Origin of the sequence: Nocardioides ochotonae (assembly GCF_011420305.2) — a bacterium.
Classification (GTDB): domain Bacteria; phylum Actinomycetota; class Actinomycetes; order Propionibacteriales; family Nocardioidaceae; genus Nocardioides; species Nocardioides ochotonae.
Map to the genome: position 1 here is coordinate 1,466,066 of NZ_CP061769.1, position 25,245 is coordinate 1,491,310.

Genomic DNA, 25,245 nt, shown 5'->3' on the forward strand with positions numbered 1-25,245 from the left:
TCAGGCTGGAGGGCCACGGCACCGTAAGGTGGTGCCCTTCCCGAGGCGACCAGGAGTGGCGCGTCGTCGGTTGTCGTCCTTCAGAGCTCGATCCAGGGAGAGTGCCGCAGCATGAGCGCCGGCTCCGGTGATTCCTTCGTCCACCTGCACGTGCACACCGAGTACTCGATGCTCGATGGTGCCGCCCGTCTCGGGGCGCTCGCCGAGCGCACCGCGGAGCTGGGGATGCCGGCGATCGCCATGACCGACCACGGCAACGTGTTCGGCGCCTACGAGTTCTACCGCAAGTGCAAGGCGGCCGGCGTCAAGCCGATCATCGGCATCGAGGCCTACTTCGCGCCCAACGTCCCGCGCCAGGAGAAGAAGGGCGTCAGCTTCTACGGCGGCGGCCCCGACGACGTCTCGGCGCGCGGTGCCTACACGCACATGACGCTGCTCTCGGAGTCCACCAAGGGCATGCACAACCTGTTCAAGCTGACCACCGGTGCGTGGCGCGACGGCTACTTCAAGCAGCCGCGCATGGACCGCGCGCTGCTGGCCGAGCACAGCGAGGGCATCATCGGCACCACCGGTTGCCCGTCGGGCGAGATTCAGGTGCACCTGCGTCACGGCAACTACGACGCCGCCCGCCAGGTCGCCGGCGACTTCCAGGACATCCTCGGCAAGGAGAACTACTTCCTCGAGCTGATGGACCACGGCCTCGACATCGAGAACCGGGTCCGTGCCGACCTGCTGCGCCTGGGCCGCGACGTCGGCATCCCGATGATCGCGACCAACGACTCGCACTACGTCATGCGCGAGGACGCCAAGGCCCAGGAGCACCTGCTCTGCATCAACTCCGGCTCGACGATGGACATCCCTGCCGGTGACGGGCCGGGCCAGCGCTTCGCGTTCTCCGGCGACGGCTACTACATCAAGAGCCCGGCCGAGATGCGCGAGCTGTGGGTCGGCAAGTACGACCTGCGCGAGGCCTGCGACAACACCCTGCTGATCGCCGAGCGCTGTGAGGTCGAGTTCACCGAGGGCATCGGCACCTACATGCCGGAGTTCCCGGTGCCCGACGGCGAGACCGAGGACTCCTGGCTGGTCAAGGAGGTCCACACGGGCCTCGCGCGCCGCTACCCCGGCGGGGTCCCGGAGAAGTCGCGCCAGCAGGCCGACTTCGAGATCGGCGTCATCACCCAGATGGGCTTCTCGGGCTACTTCCTCGTCGTCGCCGACTTCATCAACTGGGCCAAGGAGAACGGCATCCGCGTCGGCCCCGGCCGTGGCTCCGGTGCCGGTTCGATGGTCGCCTACGCGATGCGGATCACCGACCTCGACCCGCTCGAGCACGGCCTGATCTTCGAGCGGTTCCTCAACCCCGACCGCGTCTCGATGCCCGACTTCGACATCGACTTCGACGAGCGCCGACGCGGCGAGGTGATCCGCTACGTCACTGACAAGTACGGCGACGACCGGGTGAGCTACATCATCACCTACGGCACCATCAAGGCGAAGCAGGCCGTCAAGGACTCCAGTCGCATCCTCGGCTACCCGTTCGCGATGGGCGACAAGATCACCAAGGCGATGCCTGCCGCGGTGATGGGCAAGGACGTCCCGCTCCAGGAGATCTTCGACCCCCAGCACAAGCGCTACTCCGAGGGCGGCGAGTTCCGCGCGCTCTATGACGCCGAGGCCGACGTACGCCGGGTCGTGGACACCGCCATCGGCATCGAGGGCCTGAAGCGCCAGTGGGGCGTGCACGCGGCCGGCGTGATCATGTCCAACACCCCGCTCGTCGAGGTGATCCCGCTCCTCAAGCGGCCCGCCGACGGCGCGATGATCACCCAGTTCGACTACCCCACCTGTGAGGGCCTCGGCCTGATCAAGATGGACTTCCTGGGCCTGCGCAACCTCACCGTGCTCGACGACGCGGTGAAGAACATCCTGGCCAACCGCGGCGAGGAGATCGTGCTCGAGGACCTCGAGCTGACCGACCCCAAGACCTACGAGCTGCTCCAGCGCGGCGACACCCTCGGCGTCTTCCAGCTCGACGGCGGCCCGATGCGCGCGCTGCTGCGCTCGATGCGACCCGACGCCTTCGAGGACATCTCCGCGGTGGGCGCGCTCTACCGTCCGGGCCCGATGGGCGCGGACTCGCACAACAAGTACGCCCGACGCAAGACCGGGCGCGAGCCGGTGGAGCCGATCCACCCCGAGCTCGCCGAGGCCCTCGAGGACATCCTGGGCGAGACCTACGGCCTGATCGTCTATCAGGAGCAGGTCATGGCGATCGCCCAGAAGCTCGCGGGCTACACGCTGGGTCAGGCCGACCTGCTGCGCCGCGCGATGGGCAAGAAGAAGAAGTCCGAGCTGGACAAGCAGTTCGAGCTGTTCTCCGCGGGCATGAAGGAGCGCGGCTTCTCGATGGCCGCGGTCCAGACGCTGTGGGACATCCTGCTCCCGTTCTCCGACTACGCCTTCAACAAGGCGCACTCCGCGGCGTACGGCCTGGTGTCGTACTGGACCGCCTACCTCAAGGCCAACTACCCGGCCGAGTACATGGCCGCCCTGCTGACCTCGGTGAAGGACGACAAGGACAAGTCGGCCATCTACCTCAACGAGTGCCGGCGGATGAAGATCCAGGTGCTCCCGCCCGACGTGAACCAGTCGGCCAACAACTTCACCCCGGTGGGCACCGACATCCGCTTCGGCCTCGGCGCGGTGCGCAACGTCGGCACCAACGTCGTCGACGGCATCGTGTCGGCGCGCGAGGAGAAGGGCCGCTACACCGACTTCAACGACTTCATGTCGAAGGTCCCCGTGCACGTGTGCAACAAGCGGGTGCTGGAGTCGCTGATCAAGGCCGGCGCCTTCGACGAGCTCAACCACAAGCGCCGCGCGCTGGTCGCCATCCACGAGAACGCCGTCGACCAGTACGTCGACATCAAGCGCAACGAGGCGATCGGGCAGGACTCGCTGTTCGGGGGCATGGACGAGGACGCCGGCGGCGGCTTCGGCATCACCGTGAACATCCCCGAGATCGACGAGTGGGACAAGACCACGCTGCTCGGCCACGAGCGCGACATGCTCGGCCTCTACGTCTCCGACCACCCGCTGCTCGGCCTCGAGCACGTCCTGGCCAACGGCTCGGACTGCAGCATCGGCCAGCTGATGCTCGACGAGGACCGGCCCGACGGCTCGCCGATCACGATCACCGGACTGGTCACCCAGGTCCAGCGCAAGATCACCAAGCGCGGTGACGCCTGGGCGATGATCACCCTGGAGGACCTCGACGGCGCCATCGAGGTGCTGCTGTTCCCCAGCTCCTACCAGCTCGCGGCGAGCTACCTGGTCGAGGACGCGATCCTGACCGTCAAGGGCCGGCTCTCGCGCAGCAAGGACCAGCCCGAGATCATGGGCCAGGAGGTCACGGCGCCGGACCTGTCCGACGGCCCGAGCGGGCCGGTGGTGATCAGCCTGCCGCAGACCCGGTGCACCCCGCCGGTCGTCGCGCAGCTCAAGGACGTGCTGGGCACCCACCGCGGCGTGACCGAGGTGCGGCTGCGACTGATGAACCGTGACAAGACCCTGGTGATGTCCCTGGAGCACCGGGTCACTCCGAGCTCCGCGCTGTTCGCCGATCTCAAGGCGCTCCTGGGGCCCGGATGCCTCACCAGCTGATCCGCTTCGTCGCCGTCGTCGTGTTCCTCGTGGGCACCGGCGTCGTCGCGGGCTGGGTGTGGGAGGCCGTCTGGGACGCACCGGTCGGCGGCGTCGAGGACGGGCGCTGGTTCCCGATCCCGGCCGAGACCGGGCTGCGCGCGCAGTTCAGCGGCACCGCGATCTACGTGTTCGTCGCTCTCGCGGCCGGCCTGATCGCCGGCACCCTGATCGCGCTGCTCACCCGAGGGGCCGAGCTGCTCACGCTGGCTGCGGTCGTCGTCGGGTCGGGGATCGGCAGCGTGGTGATGGCGCGCGTCGGTGCCGCGCTCGGGCCGGAGGACCCCTCCGGCCTCGCCAAGCGCGCCGAGGACGGTGACCTGCTGCTCGGCAACCTCGAGGTCACCGGCCTGAGTCCGTACGTCGCGCTGCCGTTCGGAGCCCTGCTCGCGCTGATGGTGGTCTTCTTCCTCACCGCCGGCCACGGGCGCTACGACGAGGAACGCGCCCGCCCGGGCGACGACACCGTCAGCGACGACCGATCGGGGCCGTCACCGCGTCCGTGACCGCGACCAGGTCGGCGGGGGAGAGGCCCAGGTCCAGTCCCCGTCGTCCCGCGGAGACGTAGACCACCGGGTGTGCCAGCGCGCTCTCGTCCACCACGGTCCGGTGGCGACGCCGCTGGCCGATCGGCGAGATGCCGCCGACGACGTACCCCGTGGCCCGCTCGGCCGCGGCCTTGTCGGCCATCGTGGCCCGCGAGCCCCCGAGCGCACGCGCCAGCGCCTTGAGGTCGAGCTGCCCGGAGACCGGGACCACCGCCACGGCCAGCTGGCCGTCGACGTCGGCCATCAGGGTCTTGAAGACCTGCGCCGGGTCCAGCCCCAGGGCGTCGGCGGCCTCCAGGCCGTAGGACTCCGCGCGCGGGTCGTGCTCGTAGGGGTGCAGCGTGAAGGAGACCCCCGCCCGGGTCAGGGCCGTCGTGGCCGGCGTCGCGCCGGCGCTCTTCCTCGCCACGCTTCGGATGGTGGCAGAGACGCGGTCAGTTCGGCGACCACCGCGTGCGCGCGACCTCGGTCGCCGGCAGCGAGGCGATCACGTTCATCGCCCGCAGCTCCTCACGCAGCAGGTCGGTCACCAGCACCAGCCGCTCGCCGGCGTCGGCGGCCTCGAGCAGCTCCTGGCGCGCCGACATCGGCAGCGGCGCGGCGGCGGCCAGCGTCCAGGAGAGGTACGTCGCGTCGCGCGGCAGCGGCCCGACCTGGGGGTCGAGCCCGAGGTCGGCCAGCATCGCGCGGTAGGCGGTGAAGGTGGCCCGGGCCTGCTCGAGGACCTCCTCGGACACCCCGTCGGTGGCCTCCGGCAGCTCGTGGACCTCCCCGACCGGGAAGTCGCCGGAGGTGTCGAGCCGGTCCAGGCCGAGCCGGTCCAGGGCGACGACGACGATGTCGTAGGAGCCGTCGGGGCGGGCCTCGATCTCGCTGACCCGGACCCGCACCCCGACCCGGAACAGCGACTGGGCGCCGTGGTCGCCGACCTCGTAGCCCTCGCGGATGCCCACGGTCCCGAAGACCCGGTCGACGGGGTCGTCGATCTCCAGCAGGTGGGCGACCAGCGCGCGGTAGCGGTCCTCGAAGACCCGGAGCGGGACGCTCACGCCCGGGAACAGGACCGCGTTGAGCGGGAACATCGGCAGCGTGGGTGTCACCTCCGGGACAGTAGCCGAGCCGACGTCCCAGCAGGCGTCGCGGGTTCGGCTCCACGGTGGCGGGGCTCGTAGAATCGGCACATGATTCGCCGGATCGACCTGCGGGGGGCCGCGAGCCCCGTCGACTATCGCGCCGCCGTGCCGCGCGCCGAGTTCGACGTCGAGGCCGCCACCCATGCCGTGCGCCCGATCCTCGAGGACGTCCGCACCCGCGGCGTCGAGGCGATCCGTGAGCTGTCCCAGCGCTTCGACGGCGTGGCCGTCGACGACCTGCGGGTCCCGGTCGCGGTGATGACCGAGGCCCTGGCCAACCTCGACCCCGCCGTGCGCGCCGCGCTGGAGGAGTCGGTACGCCGGCTCAGGGCCACCTGCTCCGCCGAGCTCGAGACCGACGTCGTGACCGACCTCGCGCCGGGCGCCCGGGTGACGCACCGGATGGTGCCGGTCAACCGGGTCGGCCTCTACGTGCCGGGCGGGCTGGCCCCGCTGGTCTCCAGCGTGCTGATGAACGCCGTCCCGGCCCAGGTCGCGGGCGTCGGCTCGATCGCGCTGGCGAGTCCGCCGCAGGCCGAGTTCGGCGGCCTGCCGCACCCCAACATCCTGGCCGCGTGCGCGCTGCTGGGCATCGAGGAGGTCTACGCCGTCGGTGGCGCCCAGGCGATCGCGATGTTCGCCTACGGCGTCGGCGAGTGCGCGAAGGTCGACCTCGTCACCGGCCCGGGCAACATCTACGTCGTCACCGCCAAGCGGCTGCTCAAGGGTGAGATCGGCATCGACTCCGAGGCCGGCCCCACCGAGATCGCCGTCCTCGCCGACGACACCGCCGTGGCCGCGCACGTCGCCGCCGACCTGATCAGCCAGGCCGAGCACGACCCGCTCGCCGCGTCCGTGCTGGTCACGCCCTCCGAGCGGCTCGCCGAGGAGGTGCTGGTCGAGCTGGACAAGCAGGTCGGCGCCACCAAGCACGTCGAGCGGATCCGCACCGCGCTCGGCGGCTCGCAGTCGGGCATCGTGCTCGTCGACGACCTCGAGCAGGGCCTGGCCGTCGTGGACGCCTACGGCGCCGAGCACCTGGAGATCCAGACCGAGGACGCGTCCGCCTGGGCGGCGCGGGTCACCAACGCCGGCGCCATCTTCGTCGGCCCCCACGCCCCGGTCTCCCTCGGCGACTACTGCGCCGGCTCCAACCACGTGCTGCCCACCGGCGGCTGCGCCTGCCACTCCTCGGGTCTCTCGGTGCGCGCCTTCACCAAGTCGGTGCACGTCATCGACTACTCGCGTGACGCGCTCGCCGAGGTCGCCGACCACGTGGTGACCCTCGCCGAGGCCGAGGACCTGCCCGGTCACGGCGCCGCGGTGCGCGTGCGCTTCGAGAGCTGAGGCGACCGTGACCCAGACGAACCCCACGGGGGAGAGGTCTGCCTGGCCGCCCCTGCGCGAGGAGCTGCGCGGCCTCGAGCCGTACGGCGCCCCGCAGCTCGACGTGCCGGTGCAGCTCAACACCAACGAGAACCCCTACGGCCCCTCGCCGGAGTGCATCGCCGACATCGCGACCGCGGTGGCGCAGGCGGCGGCCACGCTGAACCGCTACCCCGACCGTGAGTTCACCGAGCTGCGCACCGAGCTCGCGGCGTACCTCTCCCGGGACCTGTCCGGGACCGGGCCGGAGCGGATCACCCCCGACATGGTGTGGGCCGCCAACGGCTCCAACGAGGTCATGCTCCAGCTGCTCCAGGCCTTCGGCGGCCCGGGGCGAGCCGCGCTGAGCTTCGCCCCGACGTACTCGATGTATCCCGAGTACGCCCGCGACACCCACACCCACTGGGTGCAGGGCCGCCGCGAGGAGGACTTCTCCCTCGACCTGGACGCCGCGCGCGCCCTGATCGAGGCCGAGCGGCCCGGGGTCGTGCTGCTGCCCTCGCCGAACAACCCCACCGGCACCGCGCTGCCGCCCGAGGCGGTCAGCGTGCTGTGCGAGGCCGCGGCGTCCTACGAGCCGCAGGGCCTGGTCGTCGTCGACGAGGCGTACGGCGAGTTCCGTCGCGCCGGCACCCCCAGCGCCCTGGAGCTGCTCGGCACCCATCGCAACCTGGTGGTCAGCCGCACCATGAGCAAGGCGTTCGCGCTGGCCGGGGCCCGTCTGGGCTACCTGGCCGCGGACCCGGCGATCCTCGACGCGGTGCGGCTGGTCCGCCTGCCCTACCACCTCTCCGCGGTGACCCAGGCGGTCGCGCTCGCCGCGCTGCGCCACGCCCCCGAGCTGCTCGGCAAGGTCGACGACCTGCGTGCCGAGCGGGACGCCTGCGTGACCTGGCTGCGCGGGCAGGGCCTGAGCGTCGCCGACAGCGACGCCAACTTCGTGCTCTTCGGCACCTTCGCGGACCGCCACGCGGTCTGGCAGGGTCTGCTCGAGCACGGGGTGCTGGTGCGTGAGACCGGCCCGGTGGGCTGGCTCCGCGTCTCGATCGGCACCCCGGACGAGATGGCGGCGTTCCGGACGGCGCTCACCGAGGTCCTCGCCGCCGCGCCCGCACCCGATCCTCACGACCCGCACACCCTGGAGGCACCATGAGCAGGACCGCCCGCATCGAGCGGCAGACGAGCGAGTCGAAGGTCCTCGTCGAGGTGAACCTCGACGGCACCGGCAAGCACGACATCTCGACCGGCATCGGGTTCTACGACCACATGCTGACCGCGTTCGCGCGGCACTCGCTGGTCGACCTGATCGTGCAGTCCGAGGGTGACCACTGGATCGACGCCCACCACACGACCGAGGACACCGCGATCGCCCTGGGCCAGGCGCTGCGCCAGGCGCTGGGGGACAAGCGGGGGATCCGTCGCTTCGGCGACGCCACGGTGCCGCTCGACGAGGCGCTCGTGCAGGCGGTCGTCGACGTGTCGGGCCGCCCCTACTGCGTGCACACCGGTGAGCCCGAGGGCCAGCAGTACGTCCAGCTCGGTGGCAGCACCCCGGCGTACCTCGGCTCGCTGACCCAGCACGTCTTCGAGACCATCGCCTTCCACGGCCACCTCGCGCTGCACGTGCGGGTGCTCGCCGGCCGGGAGCCGCACCACATCGTGGAGACCCAGTTCAAGGCCTTCGCGCGCGCCTTCCGCGACGCCGTGGCGCTGGACCCCCGTGAGACGGGCGTCCCGAGCACCAAGGGTGCGCTCTGAGCGCCCGGAAGCGGGTCGTCGTCCTCGACTACGGCTCGGGCAACCTGCGCTCGGCCGTCCGTGCCGTCGAGCGGGCCGGCGCGGAGGTCACCCTCACCGCTGACCGCAAGCTCGCCCAGGACGCCGACGGCCTGCTGGTGCCCGGCGTGGGCGCGTTCGCCGCGTGCATGGAGGGGCTGCGCGCGGTGCGCGGACCCGAGCTGATCGGGCGCCGCCTCGCCGGCGGCCGGCCGGTGCTCGGCATCTGCGTGGGCATGCAGGTCCTGTTCGCCCGCGGCGTGGAGCACGGCGTCGAGACCGAGGGCTGCGACGAGTGGCCCGGCGTCGTCGAGCGGCTCCAGGCCCCCGTCGTACCCCACATGGGCTGGAACACCGTCGAGGTCCCCGAGGGCTCGCGGCTCTTCGCCGGCTTGGAGGACGAGCGGTTCTACTTCGTGCACTCCTACGCGGTGCGCGAGTGGACCCTGGAGACCAACGACCGCACCGAGGCGCCGCGGGTGACCTGGTCCGAGCACGGCGGCGACCGGTTCGTCGCGGCCGTCGAGAACGGTCCGCTCTCCGCCACCCAGTTCCACCCCGAGAAGTCCGGGGACGCCGGCGCCGCGCTGCTGCGCAACTGGGTGCAGTCGCTCTGAGCGACCGCCCCGGCCCCCGCCGGGCGCCCCGTCCCGACCGTCAAAAGCCCGAAGAAGGAACCATGAGCGACTACCTCCAGCTGCTGCCCGCCGTCGACATCACCGAGGGGCAGGCCGTCCAGCTCGCGCAGGGTGTCGCCGGCTCCGAGCGCGCGTACGGCGACCCGATCGCCGCCGCGCTGCGCTGGCAGGAGGCCGGGAGCGAGTGGCTGCACCTGGTGGACCTCGACGCCGCCTTCGGGCGCGGCAGCAACCGCGAGCTCCAGGCGCAGATCGTCGGCGCCCTCGACATCGACGTGGAGATGAGCGGCGGCATCCGCGACGACGAGTCGCTGGAGGCCGCGCTGGCCACCGGCTGCCGCCGGGTCAACATCGGCACCGCCGCGCTGGAGAAGCCCGAGTGGTGCGCCAAGATCATCGCCGAGCACGGCGACCGGATCGCGATCGGCCTCGACGTGCGCGGCACGACCCTCGCGGCGCGCGGCTGGACCAAGGACGGCGGCGACCTCTATGAGACCCTCGCCCGCCTGGACTCCGAGGGGTGCGCGCGCTACGTCGTCACCGACGTCAACAAGGACGGCATGCTGCAGGGCCCGAACCTGCAGCTGCTGCGCGACGTGTGCGCCGCCACCGACGCCCCGGTGATCGCCTCCGGTGGCGTCACCGAGCTCTCCGACATCGAGGCGCTCATGGAGCTGGTCCCGCTCGGCGTCGAGGGCGCGATCGCCGGCACCGCGCTCTACGAGGGCCGCTTCACCCTCGAGGAGGCGCTCGCGCTCACGCTCCCGGCCTCGCGGCGTACCCGATGAGCCTCGCGGTCCGGGTCATCCCGTGCCTCGACGTCGACGCCGGCCGGGTGGTCAAGGGCATCAACTTCCGCGAGCTGCGCGACGCCGGCGACCCGGTCGAGCTGGCCCGCACCTATGACGCGGAGGGCGCCGACGAGCTGACCTTCCTCGACATCTCCGCCTCCCACGAGGGACGCGCCACGACGATGGACATCGTCTCGCGCACCGCCGAGGAGGTCTTCATCCCGCTCACCGTCGGTGGCGGCGTCTCCTCGGTCGCCGACGTGGACCGGCTGCTGCGCGCCGGCGCCGACAAGGTCGCGGTCAACACCGCGGCGATCCGCCGTCCCGAGCTGGTCGCGGAGATCGCGGACCGCTTCGGCAACCAGGTGCTGGTGCTCTCCGTGGACGCCCGCCGTGCCGAGGGGATGGACTCGGGCTTCGAGGTCACGACCCACGGCGGTCGCACGTCCGCCGGCCTCGACGCGCTGGAGTGGGCGGCGCGCGCCGCCGAGCTCGGTGCGGGGGAGATCCTGCTCAACGCGATGGACGCCGACGGCACCGAGGACGGCTTCGACCTCGACCTGATCCGCGCCGTGCGTCGCGAGGTCTCGATCCCGGTCATCGCCTCCGGCGGCGCCGGCCGCGCCGAGCACTTCGCGCCGGCCATCGACGCCGGCGCCGACGCCGTGCTCGCCGCGACCGTCTTCCACTTCGGCAAGGTCCGGGTCCGCGAGGTCAAGGACGCGCTCAGCGCCGCCGGCCACCCGGTGCGCTGAGGAGGCCCGCTGCCCGCGCGGACGAACCGCGCGCCGTCAGTGGGTGTGCGAGGGCACGACCCGGCCCTCGCTGGCCTGGACGAGCACGAACCCCTGGCCGCTGAAGGCGAGCTGGAAGGCCTCCCCGGATCCTCGACCGATGAGCGCGCCGGCTCCCGCGGTACGCCGGACCGACGTGCTCAGCGAGGCCGACCACGCGACCGCCGACTGGATGTCGGCGTACGTCGGCGCGTCGACGTTCAGCACGACCGGCGTGCCGTGGGCGGTGACCGCGACGGTCCCGGTGCCGGTGAACGTGGTGTTGAAGACGCCGCCGGCCATCACCGACGCGCCCTCCACCCGCTTGATGTCCCACGTGAGCGCCGAGTCGAAGGCGAGGACGTTGCTGCCGTTGACCGTGAGGGAGTCGCCCTCGAGCTGCACGAGGTGGATCTCCATCGCGTCGTCGGCGAGGAAGACGTCACCGCGCCCGGACACCCTCATCAGCGGCATGCCCTCGCCGGTGAGGGTCTTCTTCAGGAATCGCCCCATGCCGCCCGCTCCCTGGTAGGCGAAGTCGACCTCGCCCTGGTAGGCGACCATCGCGCCCTGGCGCGCCATGACGTCCCCGTCCAGGGTCACCCGGAGCATCTTGGAGTTCTGCAACGCGAAGCGGTCATGGGTCGTCGACTCGAGGTTGGTGCCGAACAGGTCGCTGCGCATGGGTCTCCTCCGGGGACGTGGACGTGGCTCGCAGGCTACGGCCCCGGGGTGCGCGGGGACGAAGGACACCCCCGTCAGTGGTCGGGCTCGCTCAGACGACGACGAGCTTGCTTCCGTCCGCCGCGTGGTCGGCCATCGCCACGCGCTGGATCGCGGGGTCGTCGTAGGTGTTCCAGTAGTAGGTCCTGGTCCGTGCCGAGTAGAGCCCGGTGTAGATGGTCTTCTCGAACGCGCCGTCGCCCATGGCTGCGCTGCCGTCGACCATCGCGACCTGCTGGAGCGTGTGGAACGCCCTGCTGACGTTCTCCTCCTCGGTCGACTTCTCCGGGTAGTGCGCGTTGACGTAGGCCGCGCGCACGAACCGGGACGGGGAGTAGTAGTCCCCGGGGATCCCTCGCATGTGCGACCCCGAGCCGAACGGGGCCAGGTGCGCACGCCCGAGCACGAGCTCCTCGGGGAAGTCGGGGGAGGCGTTGAGGTAGTTGCGCAGGTTCTCGTGGTGCCAGGAGAAGCCCGGCTGGTTGGCGAGGACGTCGACGTCGTCGTCGAAGACCTGCAGCCCCTCGCTGGTGTGCTCGACCACGATGGCGCGCGTCGCGTCGCCGATGATCCAGTGCAGCAGCGAGCTCGGGTACTTGTCGTTGATGGGCCGGTCGACGATGACGACGTCGGCGAGCGCGGCCTCGACCTCATCGACGCTGGCGAACTGGGAGGCCACCCAGAGCGGGAACTCGAACGCGGCGACGTTCGTGGCACCCTCGACCGGCTCCGGGGCGTAGTGCGCGTAGCCGGGGAAGTTGAGGCCCGCCACGGCCAGGCCGGCGTCGTTGCCGCAGTCGAAGTACAGCGGCGTGTCCTCCTCCACGATCCCCATGCCGATCACGGCGTGCTGGATGCGTGGCACCGCGCCGAACGGTGAGCTCGTCTCGAACCCGGTGGGTGTCAGCACCACCCGCTCGCCGTAGCCGAACGTCCAGTCGAGGTTGCGTGCGAGATAGAGATTGCTGCTTGCGTCGGAGAATCTGATGCTGGTGCACATGTCTTGCCCCTGCCCGCGGGCAGAGCCGCGACGGTCTCTCGTGAGCGTCGCTGCCGGCCTCGCTCGTCCGGTGCGCCGTGGCCCGATCGGGCCCGGTGGTTGCTGCCTCTGCACCGTACCCCCGGGGGAGGCGTCCGGGAATGGCCTCGAGCCCACGGCGAATCCCGTACGGCGGCACCGAGCGGTCACGACCCGTGGCCGGGGAGACCCATGACCTCACGGCCCCCGGGTACCGGGCAAGGATGATGACGACGACCCCTCCTGCCCCCGAACCCGACGTCGTGCCCTCCAGCCCCGAGCCCGACGTCGTACCGACCCCGGTGCCTGCGCCGGAGCCCGGCGAGGACCCGGGCGTGCCCCCGGCACCCGGCCCGGACACCGAGCCGGCCCCGGTCTGACCCGAGCGACGACCCGCGCCGCGCTCACTCGACCCCGAGCACGCAGCCGGGGTTGAGGATGCCGCGCGGGTCGAGCGCGTCCTTCACGGCGCGCGACATCGCCAGCGTGCCCGGGTCCAGCTCGCGGTGCAGCCAGTCGCGCTTGAGCCGCCCGACGCCGTGCTCGCCGGTGATCGTCCCGCCGAGCTCGAGCGTCGCCTCGGTGATCGCGTCGAAGGCCCGGCGGGTGGCGAAGGCTCCCTCCGGGGAGCCGTCGTGGACCAGCGTCGGGTGCATGTTGCCGTCACCGGCATGCCCGAAGACCCCGATCGTGACCCGCTCCCGGGCGGCGACCTGCTCGATGCGGCGCACCAGCTCGACCACCCGCGAACGCGGCACGCAGACGTCGTCCAGCAGCCAGCTGCCGAGCCGCTCCAGTGCCGGCAGGGCCTGGCGGCGGGCCTCCAGCAGTGCCTCGGACTCGGCGTCGTCCTCGGCCACCGCGACGTCGAGGGCGCCGTGCGCGGTGCACGTGCGCCCGGCGGCGGCCACGGTCGCTGCGGCGGCCGGGTCGTCGGCCTGGAGCAGCAGCATCGCCGCGGGGTCGCCGAGGCCCATGCCGGTGAGCTCGTCGACGGCGCGCAGCGTCGTGCGGTCCATCAGCTCCAGCATCGACAGCGGCGTCGCCGAGGCCGTGAGCGCGTGCACCGCCGCTCCGGCCGCCTCGAGCGAGGCGAACGTCGCCACCACCGTGCGGGCCGGCGCGGGCGCTGCGAGCAGCCGCACGGTGATCTCGGTGATCACCCCGAGCGTGCCCTCCGAGCCGACCAGCAAGCGGGTGAGGTCGTAGCCGGCCACGCCCTTCGCGGTACGCCGCCCCGGCCGGGCGACGGTCCCGTCGGCCAGCACGACCTCCACGCCGAGCACGAAGTCGCCCGTCACGCCATACTTCAGGCAGCACATGCCGCCGGCGTTGGTGGCGACGTTGCCGCCGATGGTCGAGAAGGCCACGCTGCCCGGGTCGGGCGGGTAGAACAGCCCGGCGGCGCGGGCCGCGGCGCGCAGGTCGGCGGTGACCACGCCCGGCTGCACCACCGCCACCCGCTCGACCGGGTCGAGCTCGAGGACCCGGTCCATCCGCGCGGTGCTGAGCACCACGCTGCCGGCCGGCGCCTGCGCCCCACCGCTGAGACCGCTGCCGGCGCCGCGGGGAACCACCGGCACCCGGTGCTCGTGGGCCAGTGCGAGCGCGGCGGCGACGTCGGAGGTGGTGCGGGGGCGCAGCAGGCCCGCCGGGCCGCCGACACCGCCTCCCTCGGAGGCGTCGCCGGCGTGCGCCGCGACGACGTCCGGGTCCTCGACGTACAGGTCCGGGCCGAGGACGGCGAACGGCGACCCGCCGCTCACCGGCCCACCGCGGCGTCGGGCGTCACTTGACGGCGAGCTCGCCGAGCTCGGACCAGCCGGTGCCGGGGACCTCGGTGCTGACGATGCGCGGCGTCTCGACCAGGTACGGCGGCAGCTCGCGCTGGGCGGCCTTGAAGTGCTCCGAGGAGACGTGCACGCCGCCGGCCTCGCCGTCCGCGAACGCCTCGGTGAGGACGTACTCGTTCGGGTCGTCCAGGCTGCGCGACCAGTCGAACCACAGACAGCCGTCCTCGGCGCGGGTGGCCTCGGTGAAGGACCGGGAGATCTCCGGCCAGTTCTCGGCGTGCTCGGGCTTGATGCGGAACTTCGCGGTGATGAAGATCAAGGCTGCTCCTCGGCAGGGCTGACGGGTGGGGATCGACCTTAACCAGCACGCGACGTGGACGGTCACCGGCCACCGGCGCCGCCGGGGTCGTCGGGGCGCCGGAATACGGTGGTGAGGACCCGGGTTGCCCCGAGGCGCAGGCAGCGGTCCCACGGACAGGAGCAGGGTGAGCAAGGAGCACGGCACGCGACGCGGCACGACCTGGGCGGGGTTCCGCGTGCTGGGGGTGGCGATCCGCCGCGAACCCTTCGTCTTCACGCTCTCCACATTGGGCAGCGTGCTCTTCGGTGCGCTCACGGTCGCCGACGCCTGGGTGCTCGGCTGGGCCACCGACCACGCGGTGCTGCCGGCATTCGAGACCGGCGAGATCGGCCCCGGCGTCCTGGTCGCGGTCGTCGCGCTGTTCCTCGGGGTCGCCCTGCTGCGCGCCGTCGGCATCGTCGCGCGCCGCCTGGGCGCCGGCATCATGCAGTACCGCATGCAGGCGCACACCCGCCGCGCCGTCACCCGCCAGTACCTCGCCCTGCCGATGGAGTGGCACCAGCGCCACCCGACCGGCCAGCTGCTCTCCAACGCCAACTCCGACGTCGAGGCCGCCTGGGCGCCCATCGCGCCGCTGCCGATGGCGGTCGGCACGCTGGCGATGATGGTGATCGCGGTCGCCCAGATGCTCTTCGCCGACCTGGTGCTGGCCCTCGTGGGCCTGCTGGTCTTCCCGGCCGTCGTGCTCGCCAACCTCGTCTACCAGCGCCTCGCCTCCCCGCTGATGACCCGCGCCCAGCAGCTGCGCGCCGAGCTCAGCGAGATCGCCCACGAGTCCTTCGACGGTGCCCTGGTGGTCAAGACGCTGGGCCGCGAGAGCGAGGAGACCACCCGGTTCGCGGCGGTCGCGGAGGAGCTGCGCGAGGTCAACACGCGCGCGGGCCGGATCCGCGCGGCGTTCGACCCGACCCTCGCGGCGCTGCCCAACCTCGGCGTCCTCGTCGTGCTCGCCCTCGGCGTCGCGCGCGTGGTGAGCGGCGCGAGCGACCCCGGCGCCGTGGTCACGGTGGCCTACCTGCTGACCATCGTGTCCTTCCCGATCCGCTCGATCGGCTGGCTGCTCGGGGAGTTCCCGCGCAGCGTGGTCGGCTTCGAGCGGGTGAGCTCGGTGCTCGCCGCCACCGGCAGCATGGAGTACGGCGACCAGCGGCTCGCCGCCGACGGCGGGGCCCGCCTCGACCTCGAGGGCGTGGGCTTCTCCTACGACCCCGCCCAGCCGCTGCTGCGCGAGGTGACGCTGCGGGTGGAGCCGGGGCGCACCGTCGCGCTGGTCGGCGCCACCGCGTCGGGCAAGAGCACGCTGACGACCCTGGTCGCCCGGCTCATCGACCCCGACACCGGCCGGATCCTCATCGACGGCACCGACGTGCGCGACCTGGACCGCGGCGAGCTCGCGCGCTCGGTCGCGGTGGTGCCGCAGAGCGCGTTCCTCTTCGACGACACCGTGCGCGGCAACGTCACCCTCGGGCTGGAGGTCTCCGACGAGGAGGTGTGGGCGGCGCTGCGCGCGGCCCAGGCCGACGGCTTCGTCGCCGCGCTGCCGCACGGCCTCGACACCCAGCTGGGCGAGCGCGGCGCGTCGCTCTCCGGCGGCCAGCGCCAGCGCATCTCGCTGGCGCGTGCCCTGGTACGCCGGCCGCGGCTGCTGGTGCTCGACGACGCCACCTCCGCGGTCGACCCGGAGGTCGAGGCCCGCATCCTCGCCGCGCTGCGCCGCGAGAGCGGCGGGGCCAGCCTGCTGGTGGTCGCCTACCGCAAGGCGACGATCGCGCTGGCCGACGAGGTCGTCCATCTGTCCGGCGGTCGCATCGTCGACCGCGGCACCCACACCGAGCTGCTGGCCCGCAGCGCCGCCTACGCCGAGCTGGTCAACGCCTACGAGGCCGACCCCGAGGCCCAGCCCGCGGGGGAGCGGTCATGAGCGAGACGCGCAACATCAGCGGCACCACGATGAACACCGGCGAGGACATCGGCGCGTTCGAGACCGTGCGCCGCGGCATCCGCTACTCCCCGCAGCTGCTCGAGGGCATCCGCGGCACGCTCGCCCTCGCCGTGGTCGCCTCGGTCGGTCAGGTGGTCGTGCCGATCGCGGTGCAGCAGACCATCGACCGGGGCCTCAACGGCCCCGACGGGCCCGACACCTCCTTCGTCGTGCTGATGGCCCTCGCCGCCGCGCTGGCGCTCGTGGTGACCAGCGTGGCGTCGTACGCCATGACCTCGCGGCTCTTCCGCACCTCCGAGCGCGGCCTGGCCGTGCTGCGCACCCGCGCCTTCCGCCACGTCCACGACCTGCCGATGCTCACCCAGAGCACCGAGAGCCGCGGCGCCCTGGTCTCGCGGGTGACCAGCGACGTCGACCAGGTCAGCCAGTTCCTCACCTACGGTGGTCTGCTGCTGGTCGTCAGCGTCGGGCAGGTGGTCCTGGCCACGGTCGTGATGCTGGTCTACAGCTGGCAGCTCGCGCTGGTCGTGTGGATCTGCTTCGCCCCGCTGTTCCTCAGCCTGCGCTACTTCCAGCGCAAGCTCTCCGACGCCTACGGCACCGTGCGCCGCCAGGTCGGCATCACGCTCTCCGCGATCGCCGAGCCGGTCGTCGGCGCCGCCGTCGTGCGCTCGTACGCCGTGGAGGGGCGCACCCAGCGCCGCATCGACGAGGCGATCGCCGCGCACCAGGCGGCGAGCACCCGCGCCCAGGGCATCACCGCGTTCTCGTTCTCCCTCGGCGGCATCTCCGCGGGCCTGGCCAACGCCGGGGTGCTGGTGATCGGCATCCTGCTCGGCTTCGCCGACGACATCACCGCGGGCGAGGTGCTCGCCTTCGCCTTCCTGGTCACCTTGTTCGTCGGGCCCGTGCAGACCGGCACCCAGATCATCACCGACGCCCAGAACGCGATCGCGGGCTGGCGCCGCGTGGTCGGCATCCTGGACACCCCGGCCGACCTCGTGGACCCAGGCCCGGACGGCCACACCCTGCCCGCGGGCCCGATCGACGTGCGCTTCGACCACGTCACCTTCGCCTATCCCGGCGGTCCGCCGGTGCTGCGCGACATCGACCTCGCGATCGCCGCCGGCACCCGGGTCGCGATCGTGGGGGAGACCGGCTCGGGCAAGTCCACGTTCGCCAAGCTCCTCACCCGCCTGATGGACCCCTCCGAGGGCGCGGTGCTGCTCGACGGCGTCGACGTGCGCACGATCGCCGGCTCCTCGCTGCGGCGCGGCGTGGTGCTCGTGCCCCAGGAGGGCTTCCTCTTCGACGACACCCTGGCCGCCAACGTCCGCTACGGGCGCCTCGAGGCGACCGAGGAGGAGATCCGGGCCAGTGCCGCCGAGCTCGGGCTCACCGACTGGCTCGACGCCCTCCCGCAAGGCCTGCAGACCCGGGTCGGGCAGCGTGGCGAGTCCATCTCGGCCGGCGAGCGCCAGCTCGTGGCGCTGCTGCGCGCCCACCTCGCCGACCCCGACCTGCTCGTGCTCGACGAGGCCACCAGCGCGGTGGACCCGGCCCTGGAGATGCGCATCGGGCGGGCGTTGGAGCGGCTGATGTCGGGTCGCACCTCGGTGACGATCGCCCACCGACTCTCGACCGCGGAGAGCGCCGACGAGGTGATCGTGGTCGACAAGGGCCGGGTCGTGCAGCGCGGGCCGCACGCCGTCCTGGCCGCCGAGCCCGGCTCGGTGTACGCCGGCCTGCACGCCTCGTGGGTGGCCCAGCACGGCGTGGGATGACGGTGGGATGATGGGGACATGCCCCTCGACCCCGCCGTCGCCGCCCGTCTCAAGCGCTCTCCCGACGGGCTGGTCCCCGCAGTCGTCCAGCAGTACGACACCGGTGCGGTGCTCATGCTCGGCTGGATGGACGACGAGGCGCTCGCCCGCACGCTGAGCACCGGCCGGGCGACGTACTGGTCGCGCTCGCGCCAGGAGTACTGGGTCAAGGGCGACACCTCCGGGCATGTGCAGCACGTCAAGGAGGTCCGCCTCGACTGCGACGGCGACACCCTGCTGCTCCAGGTCGACCAGGTCGGCGCCGCGTGCCACACCGGCGACGCCACCTGCTTCGACGCCGACCTGCTGCTGGGGACGCCGTGAGCGACGCCCGCCCCCGCGCGCGTCGTAGTTTCGGGCCGGTCGTCCTGGCCGGGCTGGCCGGCGCCGGCCTCGCCGCGTTCGCCGGTACCAAGCCGTGGGCCCGTATCGACGAGGGCTCGACCGGGGCGGCGTTCGCCCCGATGTCCGACAGCGCGGGGGAGTCGCCGCTCGCGGCGTCGCTCGCCCTGGTCGTGCTCGCCTGCTGGGGGGTCGTGCTCGTGACCCGGGGCATCGTGCGCCGCGCCGTGCTGGCGCTGTCGGTGCTCGCCGCCGCGGCCACCGTCGTGACCGTCGCGGTCGGCTGGAGCCAGACCGCGGCTCCGCTGCGCGACGCCCTCGACGCGGTCGGCCTCGGCGGCTCGGTCTCCCACACGTGGTGGTGGGCCGCCGCCCTCGCGGGCGCCCTCGTGGCACTGGCGGCGGGCGTGGCCGGCGTACGCCTCGCGTCGGCGTGGCCGGAGATGGGCCGGCGTTACGACGCCCCCACCGGCGGGCCGGTCGCGGACGCCGCCAGGCCGGCGGAGGAGCAGAGCAACCTCGACCTGTGGAAGGCCATGGACGAGGGGCACGACCCGACCGCGTGAGGCCCGGGCGGGGTCAATACACTGAGCCCGCACCACCGAAGACCACCGAGCGCGAGCACCGAGGAGCATGCATGTCCGCCAGCCACGGCAACACCCCCGCAGCCTGGACGGGCGTCACCGTCGCCATGGCCGGCATCCTGATCGGCTGCGTCGGCCTGCTCTTCGACCCGGTCAAGATGCCGGTGTTCTGGATCGGCCTCGTCGTCACGTTCCTCGGCCTGGTCGTCTTCATCGTCATGGACAAGATGGGCCTGCACGAGGACTGAGCGAGCGGCCACCGCGCGGCGCATGACGCCGCCGGTGGCCACCGAGACGACCGGGAGGTCGCGTGAGCGTCGTCGAACCGGCTTCGCCGGGGAGCGCCACGACCTCCCGCGCCGCCCGGATGCGGACGCCGGTGCTCACCATCGCCGCGCTCGCGGCGGCCACGGCGGCCCTGCACCTGCGTGACCCGCACGTCTCCGGCAGCTGGGGCTTCTGCCCCACCGCGGCGCTGGGCTTCGCCTGCCCCGGGTGCGGCGGCCTGCGCGCCGTCAACGACCTGACCCACCTCGACGTGGCCGCGGCCGCCTCGAGCAACCTGGCCTTCGTCGTGGCGCTGCCGTTCCTGCTCGCCGGGCTCGGCTGGTGGACGCTGCGTCGCTGGCGCGGCGCCCCCGCCCCGGGCCTGCCGGGGCCCCGGCTGCGGGCGGCCGGCTACTCGGCGGCGGTGCTGCTGGCCGTCTTCACGGTGCTGCGCAACCTCCCGGCCGGCAGCTGGCTCGCCCCCTGACGGGGCGAGCCCTGGGACCGGCCAGCCGGATCCCAGGGCTCGGAGCCTCAGGCGCCGACGTTGAAGTTGCCGGTGGCGATCAGGCCGATGTTGAGCACGAGGCCGACCACGAAGAGCACGGTGCCGACGATGCCGCAGATGTAGCCGGTGTTGACCGTGCCGCGGTTGGAGAACGCACCCGGAGGCTGGGCGTCGATCTCGCGCAGCGCGTTCTTGCCCATCACGATGGCGGGGATGCCGGTGAAGATGCCGCAGCACACGATGCTGAGGATGCCGAGGACGAGAATGGTGGTGCCGCGCGGGTGCTCGGTGGGCATGCCTCCGTAGCCGTACTCCGGGGCTCCGTAGGAGGGCGGCGGCGGCTCGTTGTAGCTCACGGGGTTCGTTCTCCTCTGCAGTGGCCGGGACGCTCCCGGCCGACTCCGGTGAACGTACCGCCTCTCGGGCCGATCAAACCTCGTTGCGAATCGGGTGAGAGGATCGCACGGTGCGAAACCATGACCGCGTTGGAGGCTCCGTGACGGTGCTCGAGCAGATCATCGCCGGCGTGCGCGAGGACCTCGCCGCGCGCGAGGCGGCCCGTCCGCTCGCCGACGTCCGGGCCGCGCTGAGCGACGTCGACGCGCCCCTGGACCCGATGCCTCGCCTGCGTGCCGCGGAGAGCTCGGTCATCGCCGAGGTCAAGCGCAGCAGCCCCAGCAAGGGCCACCTCGCGGAGATCGCCGACCCCGCCTCGCTGGCCCGCGAGTACGCCGCCGGCGGGGCCGCCGCGATCAGCGTGCTGACCGAGCAGCGCCGCTTCTCCGGCAGCCTGGCCGATCTGGTCGCGGTGCGCGCCGCGGTCGACGTACCGGTGCTGCGCAAGGACTTCATCGTCACCAGCTACCAGCTCGTCGAGGCCCGCGCCGCGGGCGCCGACCTCGCGCTGCTGATCGTCGGCGCGCTCGACGACGACACCCTGCGCCGCCTCCACGACGAGGCCCGCGAGCTGGGGCTCACCCCGCTGGTGGAGGTCCACGACGAGGCCGAGACCGAGCGCGCGGTCGCCCTGGGTGCCGAGCTCGTCGGCGTCAACAACCGCAACCTCAAGACCCTCGAGGTCGACAACGCGACCTTCACCCGGCTCGCGCCGCTGATTCCCGACGACCGGGTCAAGGTCGCCGAGTCCGGGGTCTTCGGCGTCGCCGACGTGCAGCAGTTCGTCGACGCCGGCGCTCGCGCCGTCCTGGTGGGCGAGGCGCTCGTCAAGGACGGCGACCCGCGCGCGGCCGTCGCCGCCATGACCGGCCTGCGGGCCGGCGACCACATCACTGCCCCGGGAGGCAACCGGTGACCACCCACCCCGAGCACACCACGTCCTTCGACGCCGACGCGCGCGGCTGGTTCGGCGGCCCGGAGACCGGCTGGGGCGGACGGTTCATGCCCGAGGCGCTCATCGCCGCCCTCGACGAGCTCACCGTGGCCTGGCACGAGGCGATGGCCGACCCGTCGTTCGTCGAGGAGTTCGACACGATCCTGCGCGAGTACGGCGGCCTGCCCAGCCCGCTCTATTACGCCGAGCGGCTCTCCGAGAAGGTCGGCTGCCGGATCCTGCTCAAGCGCGAGGACCTCAACCACACCGGCGCCCACAAGATCCGCAACGTGCTCGGCCAGGCGCTGCTGACCAAGCGGATGGGCAAGACCCGGGTCATCGCCGAGACCGGTGCCGGCCAGCACGGGGTCGCCAGCGCGACCGCCGCGGCGTACTTCGGGCTCGACTGCACCGTCTACATGGGCGCGGTCGACACCCGTCGCCAAGCGCTCAACGTGGCCCGCATGCACCTGCTCGGCGCCAAGGTGGTCCCGGTCGAGGCCGGCTCCGCCACGCTCAAGGACGCCATCAACGAGGCGCTGCGCGACTGGGTCAGCAGTGTCGACCACACGGCGTACCTCTTCGGCACCGCCGCAGGCCCGCACCCGTTCCCCAGCATGGTCCGCGACTTCACCCGCGGCATCGGCGACGAGGCCCGCGCCCAGTGCCTCGAGCGGTACGGCGTGCTGCCGGACGCGATCGCGGCCTGCGTCGGCGGCGGCTCCAACGCCATCGGCCTGTTCGCGGCGTTCCTCGACGACCCCGAGGTCGCGATCTACGGCTTCGAGGCGGCCGGCGACGGCGTGGACACCCCGCGCCACGCCGCCACCCTGCACTCCGGCGCCCGGGGCGTGCTGCACGGCGCGCGCACCTTCGTGCTCCAGGACGACGACGGCCAGACCATCGAGTCCCACTCGATCTCCGCCGGCCTGGACTACCCCGGCGTCGGCCCTCAGCACGCCCACCTGTCCGCGACCGGGCGCGCGACGTACCTGCCGGTGACCGACGCCGAGGCGATGGACGCGCTGCAGCTGCTCAGCCGCACCGAGGGCATCATCCCGGCCATCGAGTCCTCCCACGCGATCGCCGGCGCGCTGCGCGTGGCCGCCGAGCTGGCCGAGGAGAAGGGCCCCGACGCGACCATGCTGATCAACCTCAGCGGCCGCGGCGACAAGGACATGGGCACCGTCGTCGAGTGGTTCGGACTCGGCGACCCCGACGAGGTCACGGAGGACCCGGCCAAGTGAGCACCCGTCCCGTCTTCGACAAGGCCCGCGGCGAGGGCCGCGCGGCCCTGGTGGGCTACCTGCCCGCCGGCTTCCCCGACGTGCCCGGCGGCATCGACGCCATCAAGGTGATGGTCGACTCCGGTTGCGACGTCATCGAGATCGGCCTGCCCTACACCGACCCGGTGATGGACGGCCCCACCATCCAGGCCGCCGCGCTCCAGGCGCTGGACAACGGCTGCCGCACCGCCGACGTGCTGCGCACCGTCGAGGCGGTCGCCGCCACCGGCACCCCGACGCTGGTGATGACCTACTGGAACCCCGTCGAGGCGTACGGCGTCGAGCGGTTCGCCACCGACCTCGCCGCCGCCGGGGGAGCGGGGCTGATCACCCCCGACCTGACCCCCGACTTCGCGCCGGAGTGGATCGCCGCCGCCGACGCCCACGACCTCGACAAGGTCTTCCTGGTCGCGCCGTCCTCCACCGAGGACCGGGTCGCGATGACCACCGCCGCCTGCCGCGGGTTCGTCTACGCCACCGCCGTGATGGGGGTGACCGGCGCCCGCAGCACCACCAGCGACCTCGCCGGGCCGCTGGTCGCCCGCACCAAGGCGGCCATCGAGGCCCAGGGCACCGGCCTGCCGGTCGGCGTCGGTCTCGGCGTCAGCACCGGCGACCAGGCCGCCGAGGTCGGTTCCTACGCCGACGGCGTCATCGTCGGCTCGGCGTTCGTGCGCGCCCTGCTCGACCACCCCGACGACCGCGCGGCCGGCCTGCGGGCCCTGGGCGCGCTGGTCGAGGAGCTCGCGGAGGGAGTACGCCGGCGTGCGTAGGTCCCTGCGGGCGCTGGGGCGCTCCGCGGCCGCGGCAGCCGCCGCGCTCCTGGTGCTGAGCTCCTGCGGCAGCGAGGCCACCCCGGCGGGCGAGCCGAGCGGCACCGCCGTGGAGCCGCCGTTCGACGTTGCCGCGACCACGCTGCGCGACACCGAGGGCGAGCCGTTCGCGCTCGCCGAGGACACCACGGACCCGCTCACGCTGGTCTTCTTCGGCTACACCCGCTGCCCGGACGTCTGTCCCGCGGTGATGTCCACGATCACCTCCGCGCTGACCCGCCTGGATGAGGAGACCCGCGAGCAGGTGCAGGTGGTCTTCGTGACCACCGACCCCTCCCGCGACGACGCGGCCACCCTGCGCCGCTACCTCGACCGCTTCGACGAGGACTTCGTCGGCGTCACCGGCGAGCTCGCGGAGATCGGCGAGCTCGCCGAGTCCGTCGGCGTCTTCGTCGCCGGTGCCGAGGAGCTCGCCTCCGGCGGCTACGACCTCGGCAGCCACGGCGCGCAGGTGATCGCGGTGGACCAGGACGGCCAGGCTCCGATGTACTGGGGCCAGGACACCTCGTCGGCGGAGTACGCCCACGACATCGAGCTGCTGGTGGGAGACCTGTGATCGAGCACCTGGCGAGCCTCGCCCCGAGCGTGAGCGCCCCTGCCCTGTCCGTGCTGGCCATCCCGAGCCCCGACAACGGGGTGTGGCACCTCGGCCCGGTGCCGATCCGCGGCTACGCGCTGGCCATCATCCTCGGCATCGTCGCCGCCATCTGGATCGGCGAGCGCCGCTGGGTCGCCCGCGGCGGTCGCCCCGGCGAGGTCCAGGACCTCGCGATCTGGGCGGTGCCGTTCGGTCTCGTCGGCGCCCGGCTCTACCACGTGGCCACCGACCACAGCCTGTACTTCGGGTCGGGGGAGAACCCCTGGTCCGCGCTCTACGTGTGGCAGGGCGGGCTCGGCGTCTGGGGCGGCATCGCGGGCGGCATCCTCGGCCTCGCGATCGGCGCCCGGACGATGGGCATCCGGCTGCTGCCGCTGCTCGACGCCCTCGCCCCCGGGGTCCTGGTCGCGCAGGCGATCGGGCGCTGGGGCAACTGGTTCAACCAGGAGCTGTTCGGCAAGCCCACCGACCTGCCCTGGGCGCTCTCGGTCAGCGACACCACCGCGGTCAACGCCGGCTACCCGCCCGGCACGACGTTCCACCCGACGTTCCTCTACGAGAGCCTGTGGAACCTCGCCGCGTTCGCCCTCGTCATCTGGCTGGACCGGCGCCTGCGCCTGGGCCACGGCCGGGTGCTGGCCCTCTACGTGATGGCCTACACCGCCGGGCGCGCCTGGATCGAGATGCTGCGCATCGACTCCGTCGAGCTCGACGACGTCCTCGGCCTGCGCTTCAACGTGTGGACCTCGATCGTGCTGTTCCTCGCCGCGGCGATCTACTTCGTGATCAGCGCACGCCGCCACCCCGGTCGCGAGGAGCAGGTCCGCACCCGCGAGCCCGTGCCCGCCGACGACGCCTCCACCGACGACGCCTCGGCGGACGACGCGCCCTCGTCCTGATCCCTCCGCACCCTCGAGCGGGCCCGCCGGTGCGGGCTCGTGACACGAGCCACTGAACACGGTCGACTCGTGCCCGTGACTTGCTGGTAATCTTTCCCTTCGCGCGTGGGCCAGTGCTGTCCCAAGCTCTTCATGCTTCTGCCGATCTGCCTGTCGTGCGCGCTCCCGGCCCTGCCGGTCGTCATGCA

The 25,245-nt window shown here is 72.6% G+C and carries 27 protein-coding genes; 20 read left to right on the forward strand and 7 right to left on the reverse strand.

The features are described from left to right. Positions 1–111: 111 nt before the first annotated feature. Both dnaE and HBO46_RS07175 read left to right on the forward strand, forming a co-directional pair. On the forward strand, positions 112–3,666 hold the full coding sequence (gene dnaE, locus HBO46_RS07170; protein WP_166139681.1) for a DNA polymerase III subunit alpha: 3,555 nt from the start codon (positions 112–114) through the stop codon (positions 3,664–3,666). Beyond that, the gene (locus HBO46_RS07175; RefSeq protein WP_166139682.1) at positions 3,651–4,211 is read left to right on the forward strand and encodes a hypothetical protein; all 561 of its coding nucleotides are present in this window, start codon (positions 3,651–3,653) and stop codon (positions 4,209–4,211) included. Before dnaE ends, HBO46_RS07175 begins: the two co-directional genes overlap by 16 nt. Here the strand turns inward: HBO46_RS07175 and ybaK are convergent. Both ybaK and HBO46_RS07185 read right to left on the reverse strand, forming a co-directional pair. Further along, the gene (gene ybaK / locus HBO46_RS07180; protein WP_224769426.1) at positions 4,174–4,662 is read right to left on the reverse strand and encodes a Cys-tRNA(Pro) deacylase; all 489 of its coding nucleotides are present in this window, start codon (positions 4,660–4,662) and stop codon (positions 4,174–4,176) included. The two genes, HBO46_RS07175 and ybaK, sit on opposite strands and share 38 nt — an antisense overlap. A 25-nt stretch (positions 4,663–4,687) precedes the next feature. Next, entirely contained in the window at positions 4,688–5,353 is a 666-nt protein-coding gene (locus HBO46_RS07185) for an LON peptidase substrate-binding domain-containing protein (protein ID WP_166139683.1), read from the reverse strand. Positions 5,354–5,434: 81 nt separating this feature from the next. Here HBO46_RS07185 and hisD point away from each other — a divergent pair, with 81 nt between their 5' ends. The 6 genes from hisD to hisF all read left to right on the forward strand — a co-directional run bounded on the left by hisD (position 5,435) and on the right by hisF (position 10,732). Continuing rightward, positions 5,435–6,733: a histidinol dehydrogenase gene (gene hisD / locus HBO46_RS07190; protein ID WP_166139684.1), complete on the forward strand. Its 1,299-nt coding sequence runs from the start codon at positions 5,435–5,437 to the stop codon at positions 6,731–6,733. A gap of 7 nt (positions 6,734–6,740) precedes the next feature. Then, the gene (locus HBO46_RS07195; RefSeq protein ID WP_166139685.1) at positions 6,741–7,925 is read left to right on the forward strand and encodes a histidinol-phosphate transaminase; all 1,185 of its coding nucleotides are present in this window, start codon (positions 6,741–6,743) and stop codon (positions 7,923–7,925) included. After that, the gene (gene hisB / locus HBO46_RS07200; RefSeq protein ID WP_166139686.1) at positions 7,922–8,530 is read left to right on the forward strand and encodes an imidazoleglycerol-phosphate dehydratase HisB; all 609 of its coding nucleotides are present in this window, start codon (positions 7,922–7,924) and stop codon (positions 8,528–8,530) included. Before HBO46_RS07195 ends, hisB begins: the two co-directional genes overlap by 4 nt. After that, positions 8,527–9,165: an imidazole glycerol phosphate synthase subunit HisH gene (hisH, locus tag HBO46_RS07205; RefSeq protein WP_166139929.1), complete on the forward strand. Its 639-nt coding sequence runs from the start codon at positions 8,527–8,529 to the stop codon at positions 9,163–9,165. The genes hisB and hisH overlap by 4 nt, the downstream gene beginning before the upstream one ends. Before the next feature lie 62 nt (positions 9,166–9,227). Next, on the forward strand, positions 9,228–9,974 hold the full coding sequence (priA, locus tag HBO46_RS07210; RefSeq protein ID WP_166139687.1) for a bifunctional 1-(5-phosphoribosyl)-5-((5-phosphoribosylamino)methylideneamino)imidazole-4-carboxamide isomerase/phosphoribosylanthranilate isomerase PriA: 747 nt from the start codon (positions 9,228–9,230) through the stop codon (positions 9,972–9,974). Further along, positions 9,971–10,732, forward strand: a complete 762-nt coding sequence (gene hisF / locus HBO46_RS07215) for an imidazole glycerol phosphate synthase subunit HisF (RefSeq protein ID WP_166139688.1) — start codon at positions 9,971–9,973, stop codon at positions 10,730–10,732. Before priA ends, hisF begins: the two co-directional genes overlap by 4 nt. 36 nt (positions 10,733–10,768) lie before the next feature. Here the strand turns inward: hisF and HBO46_RS07220 are convergent, their stop codons facing one another. After that, positions 10,769–11,434 (reverse strand): AIM24 family protein, encoded by a 666-nt coding sequence (locus HBO46_RS07220; protein WP_166139689.1) that lies wholly within the window; start codon positions 11,432–11,434, stop codon positions 10,769–10,771. A 91-nt stretch (positions 11,435–11,525) separates the two neighbouring features. Further along, entirely contained in the window at positions 11,526–12,473 is a 948-nt protein-coding gene (bsh, locus tag HBO46_RS07225) for a choloylglycine hydrolase (protein WP_166139690.1), read from the reverse strand. 245 nt (positions 12,474–12,718) lie between these two features. Here bsh and HBO46_RS07230 point away from each other — a divergent pair, with 245 nt between their 5' ends. Further along, positions 12,719–12,871, forward strand: coding sequence for a hypothetical protein (locus HBO46_RS07230; protein WP_191480213.1), 153 nt, complete (start codon positions 12,719–12,721; stop codon positions 12,869–12,871). A 24-nt stretch (positions 12,872–12,895) separates the two neighbouring features. Here HBO46_RS07230 and HBO46_RS07235 read toward each other — a convergent pair whose 3' ends face one another. Further along, positions 12,896–14,257: an FAD-binding oxidoreductase gene (locus HBO46_RS07235; RefSeq protein ID WP_166139692.1), complete on the reverse strand. Its 1,362-nt coding sequence runs from the start codon at positions 14,255–14,257 to the stop codon at positions 12,896–12,898. A 22-nt stretch (positions 14,258–14,279) separates the two neighbouring features. Continuing rightward, positions 14,280–14,603 (reverse strand): putative quinol monooxygenase, encoded by a 324-nt coding sequence (locus HBO46_RS07240; protein ID WP_166139693.1) that lies wholly within the window; start codon positions 14,601–14,603, stop codon positions 14,280–14,282. A gap of 166 nt (positions 14,604–14,769) precedes the next feature. On the opposite strand from HBO46_RS07240, the gene HBO46_RS07245 reads away from it, so the two are divergent. From HBO46_RS07245 to HBO46_RS07270, 6 genes are all read left to right on the forward strand, one after another. After that, positions 14,770–16,566, forward strand: a complete 1,797-nt coding sequence (locus tag HBO46_RS07245; protein WP_166139694.1) for an ABC transporter ATP-binding protein — start codon at positions 14,770–14,772, stop codon at positions 16,564–16,566. Beyond that, positions 16,563–18,371, forward strand: coding sequence for an ABC transporter ATP-binding protein (locus tag HBO46_RS07250; RefSeq protein ID WP_166139695.1), 1,809 nt, complete (start codon positions 16,563–16,565; stop codon positions 18,369–18,371). Before HBO46_RS07245 ends, HBO46_RS07250 begins: the two co-directional genes overlap by 4 nt. Before the next feature lie 18 nt (positions 18,372–18,389). Next, positions 18,390–18,734, forward strand: coding sequence for a phosphoribosyl-AMP cyclohydrolase (gene hisI / locus HBO46_RS07255; RefSeq protein ID WP_153322812.1), 345 nt, complete (start codon positions 18,390–18,392; stop codon positions 18,732–18,734). Further along, entirely contained in the window at positions 18,731–19,318 is a 588-nt protein-coding gene (locus HBO46_RS07260; RefSeq protein ID WP_166139696.1) for a Trp biosynthesis-associated membrane protein, read from the forward strand. The genes hisI and HBO46_RS07260 overlap by 4 nt, the downstream gene beginning before the upstream one ends. 71 nt (positions 19,319–19,389) lie before the next feature. Continuing rightward, positions 19,390–19,584, forward strand: a complete 195-nt coding sequence (locus tag HBO46_RS07265; RefSeq protein WP_153322814.1) for an HGxxPAAW family protein — start codon at positions 19,390–19,392, stop codon at positions 19,582–19,584. Between the two features lie 62 nt (positions 19,585–19,646). Further along, positions 19,647–20,090 carry a DUF2752 domain-containing protein gene (locus HBO46_RS07270; RefSeq protein ID WP_207950362.1) on the forward strand — a complete coding sequence of 148 codons (444 nt, stop codon included), beginning with the start codon at positions 19,647–19,649 and terminating at the stop codon, positions 20,088–20,090. A gap of 47 nt (positions 20,091–20,137) precedes the next feature. Here the strand turns inward: HBO46_RS07270 and HBO46_RS07275 are convergent, their stop codons facing one another. After that, positions 20,138–20,467, reverse strand: coding sequence for a DUF4190 domain-containing protein (locus HBO46_RS07275; protein WP_207950361.1), 330 nt, complete (start codon positions 20,465–20,467; stop codon positions 20,138–20,140). A gap of 140 nt (positions 20,468–20,607) precedes the next feature. Between HBO46_RS07275 and trpC the strand changes: the two genes are divergently transcribed. The 5 genes from trpC to lgt are packed head-to-tail and all read left to right on the forward strand — an operon-like array spanning position 20,608 to position 25,057. After that, complete coding sequence (trpC, locus tag HBO46_RS07280; protein WP_166139697.1) at positions 20,608–21,423, forward strand: indole-3-glycerol phosphate synthase TrpC; 816 nt, start codon at positions 20,608–20,610, stop codon at positions 21,421–21,423. After that, on the forward strand, positions 21,420–22,688 hold the full coding sequence (trpB, locus tag HBO46_RS07285) for a tryptophan synthase subunit beta (protein WP_166139698.1): 1,269 nt from the start codon (positions 21,420–21,422) through the stop codon (positions 22,686–22,688). Before trpC ends, trpB begins: the two co-directional genes overlap by 4 nt. After that, on the forward strand, positions 22,685–23,500 hold the full coding sequence (trpA, locus tag HBO46_RS07290) for a tryptophan synthase subunit alpha (RefSeq protein WP_166139699.1): 816 nt from the start codon (positions 22,685–22,687) through the stop codon (positions 23,498–23,500). The genes trpB and trpA overlap by 4 nt, the downstream gene beginning before the upstream one ends. Further along, complete coding sequence (locus tag HBO46_RS07295; RefSeq protein WP_224769427.1) at positions 23,493–24,116, forward strand: SCO family protein; 624 nt, start codon at positions 23,493–23,495, stop codon at positions 24,114–24,116. Before trpA ends, HBO46_RS07295 begins: the two co-directional genes overlap by 8 nt. Then, on the forward strand, positions 24,113–25,057 hold the full coding sequence (gene lgt / locus HBO46_RS07300) for a prolipoprotein diacylglyceryl transferase (RefSeq protein ID WP_224769428.1): 945 nt from the start codon (positions 24,113–24,115) through the stop codon (positions 25,055–25,057). Before HBO46_RS07295 ends, lgt begins: the two co-directional genes overlap by 4 nt. The last annotated feature ends 188 nt before the right edge of the window (positions 25,058–25,245 follow it).

Excerpts from the sequence above, each read along its gene's own strand:
- dnaE (WP_166139681.1), top strand. The coding sequence starts at position 112 with ATGAGCGCCGGCTCCGGTGATTCCTTCGTCCACCTGCACGTGCACACC.
- HBO46_RS07175 (WP_166139682.1), top strand. The coding sequence starts at position 3,651 with ATGCCTCACCAGCTGATCCGCTTCGTCGCCGTCGTCGTGTTCCTCGTG.
- hisD (WP_166139684.1), top strand. The coding sequence starts at position 5,435 with ATGATTCGCCGGATCGACCTGCGGGGGGCCGCGAGCCCCGTCGACTAT.
- hisB (WP_166139686.1), top strand. The coding sequence starts at position 7,922 with ATGAGCAGGACCGCCCGCATCGAGCGGCAGACGAGCGAGTCGAAGGTC.
- priA (WP_166139687.1), top strand. The coding sequence starts at position 9,228 with ATGAGCGACTACCTCCAGCTGCTGCCCGCCGTCGACATCACCGAGGGG.
- hisF (WP_166139688.1), top strand. The coding sequence starts at position 9,971 with ATGAGCCTCGCGGTCCGGGTCATCCCGTGCCTCGACGTCGACGCCGGC.
- HBO46_RS07220 (WP_166139689.1), bottom strand. The coding sequence starts at position 11,434 with ATGCGCAGCGACCTGTTCGGCACCAACCTCGAGTCGACGACCCATGAC.
- bsh (WP_166139690.1), bottom strand. The coding sequence starts at position 12,473 with ATGTGCACCAGCATCAGATTCTCCGACGCAAGCAGCAATCTCTATCTC.
- HBO46_RS07230 (WP_191480213.1), top strand. The coding sequence starts at position 12,719 with ATGACGACGACCCCTCCTGCCCCCGAACCCGACGTCGTGCCCTCCAGC.
- HBO46_RS07250 (WP_166139695.1), top strand. The coding sequence starts at position 16,563 with ATGAGCGAGACGCGCAACATCAGCGGCACCACGATGAACACCGGCGAG.
- hisI (WP_153322812.1), top strand. The coding sequence starts at position 18,390 with ATGCCCCTCGACCCCGCCGTCGCCGCCCGTCTCAAGCGCTCTCCCGAC.
- HBO46_RS07265 (WP_153322814.1), top strand. The coding sequence starts at position 19,390 with ATGTCCGCCAGCCACGGCAACACCCCCGCAGCCTGGACGGGCGTCACC.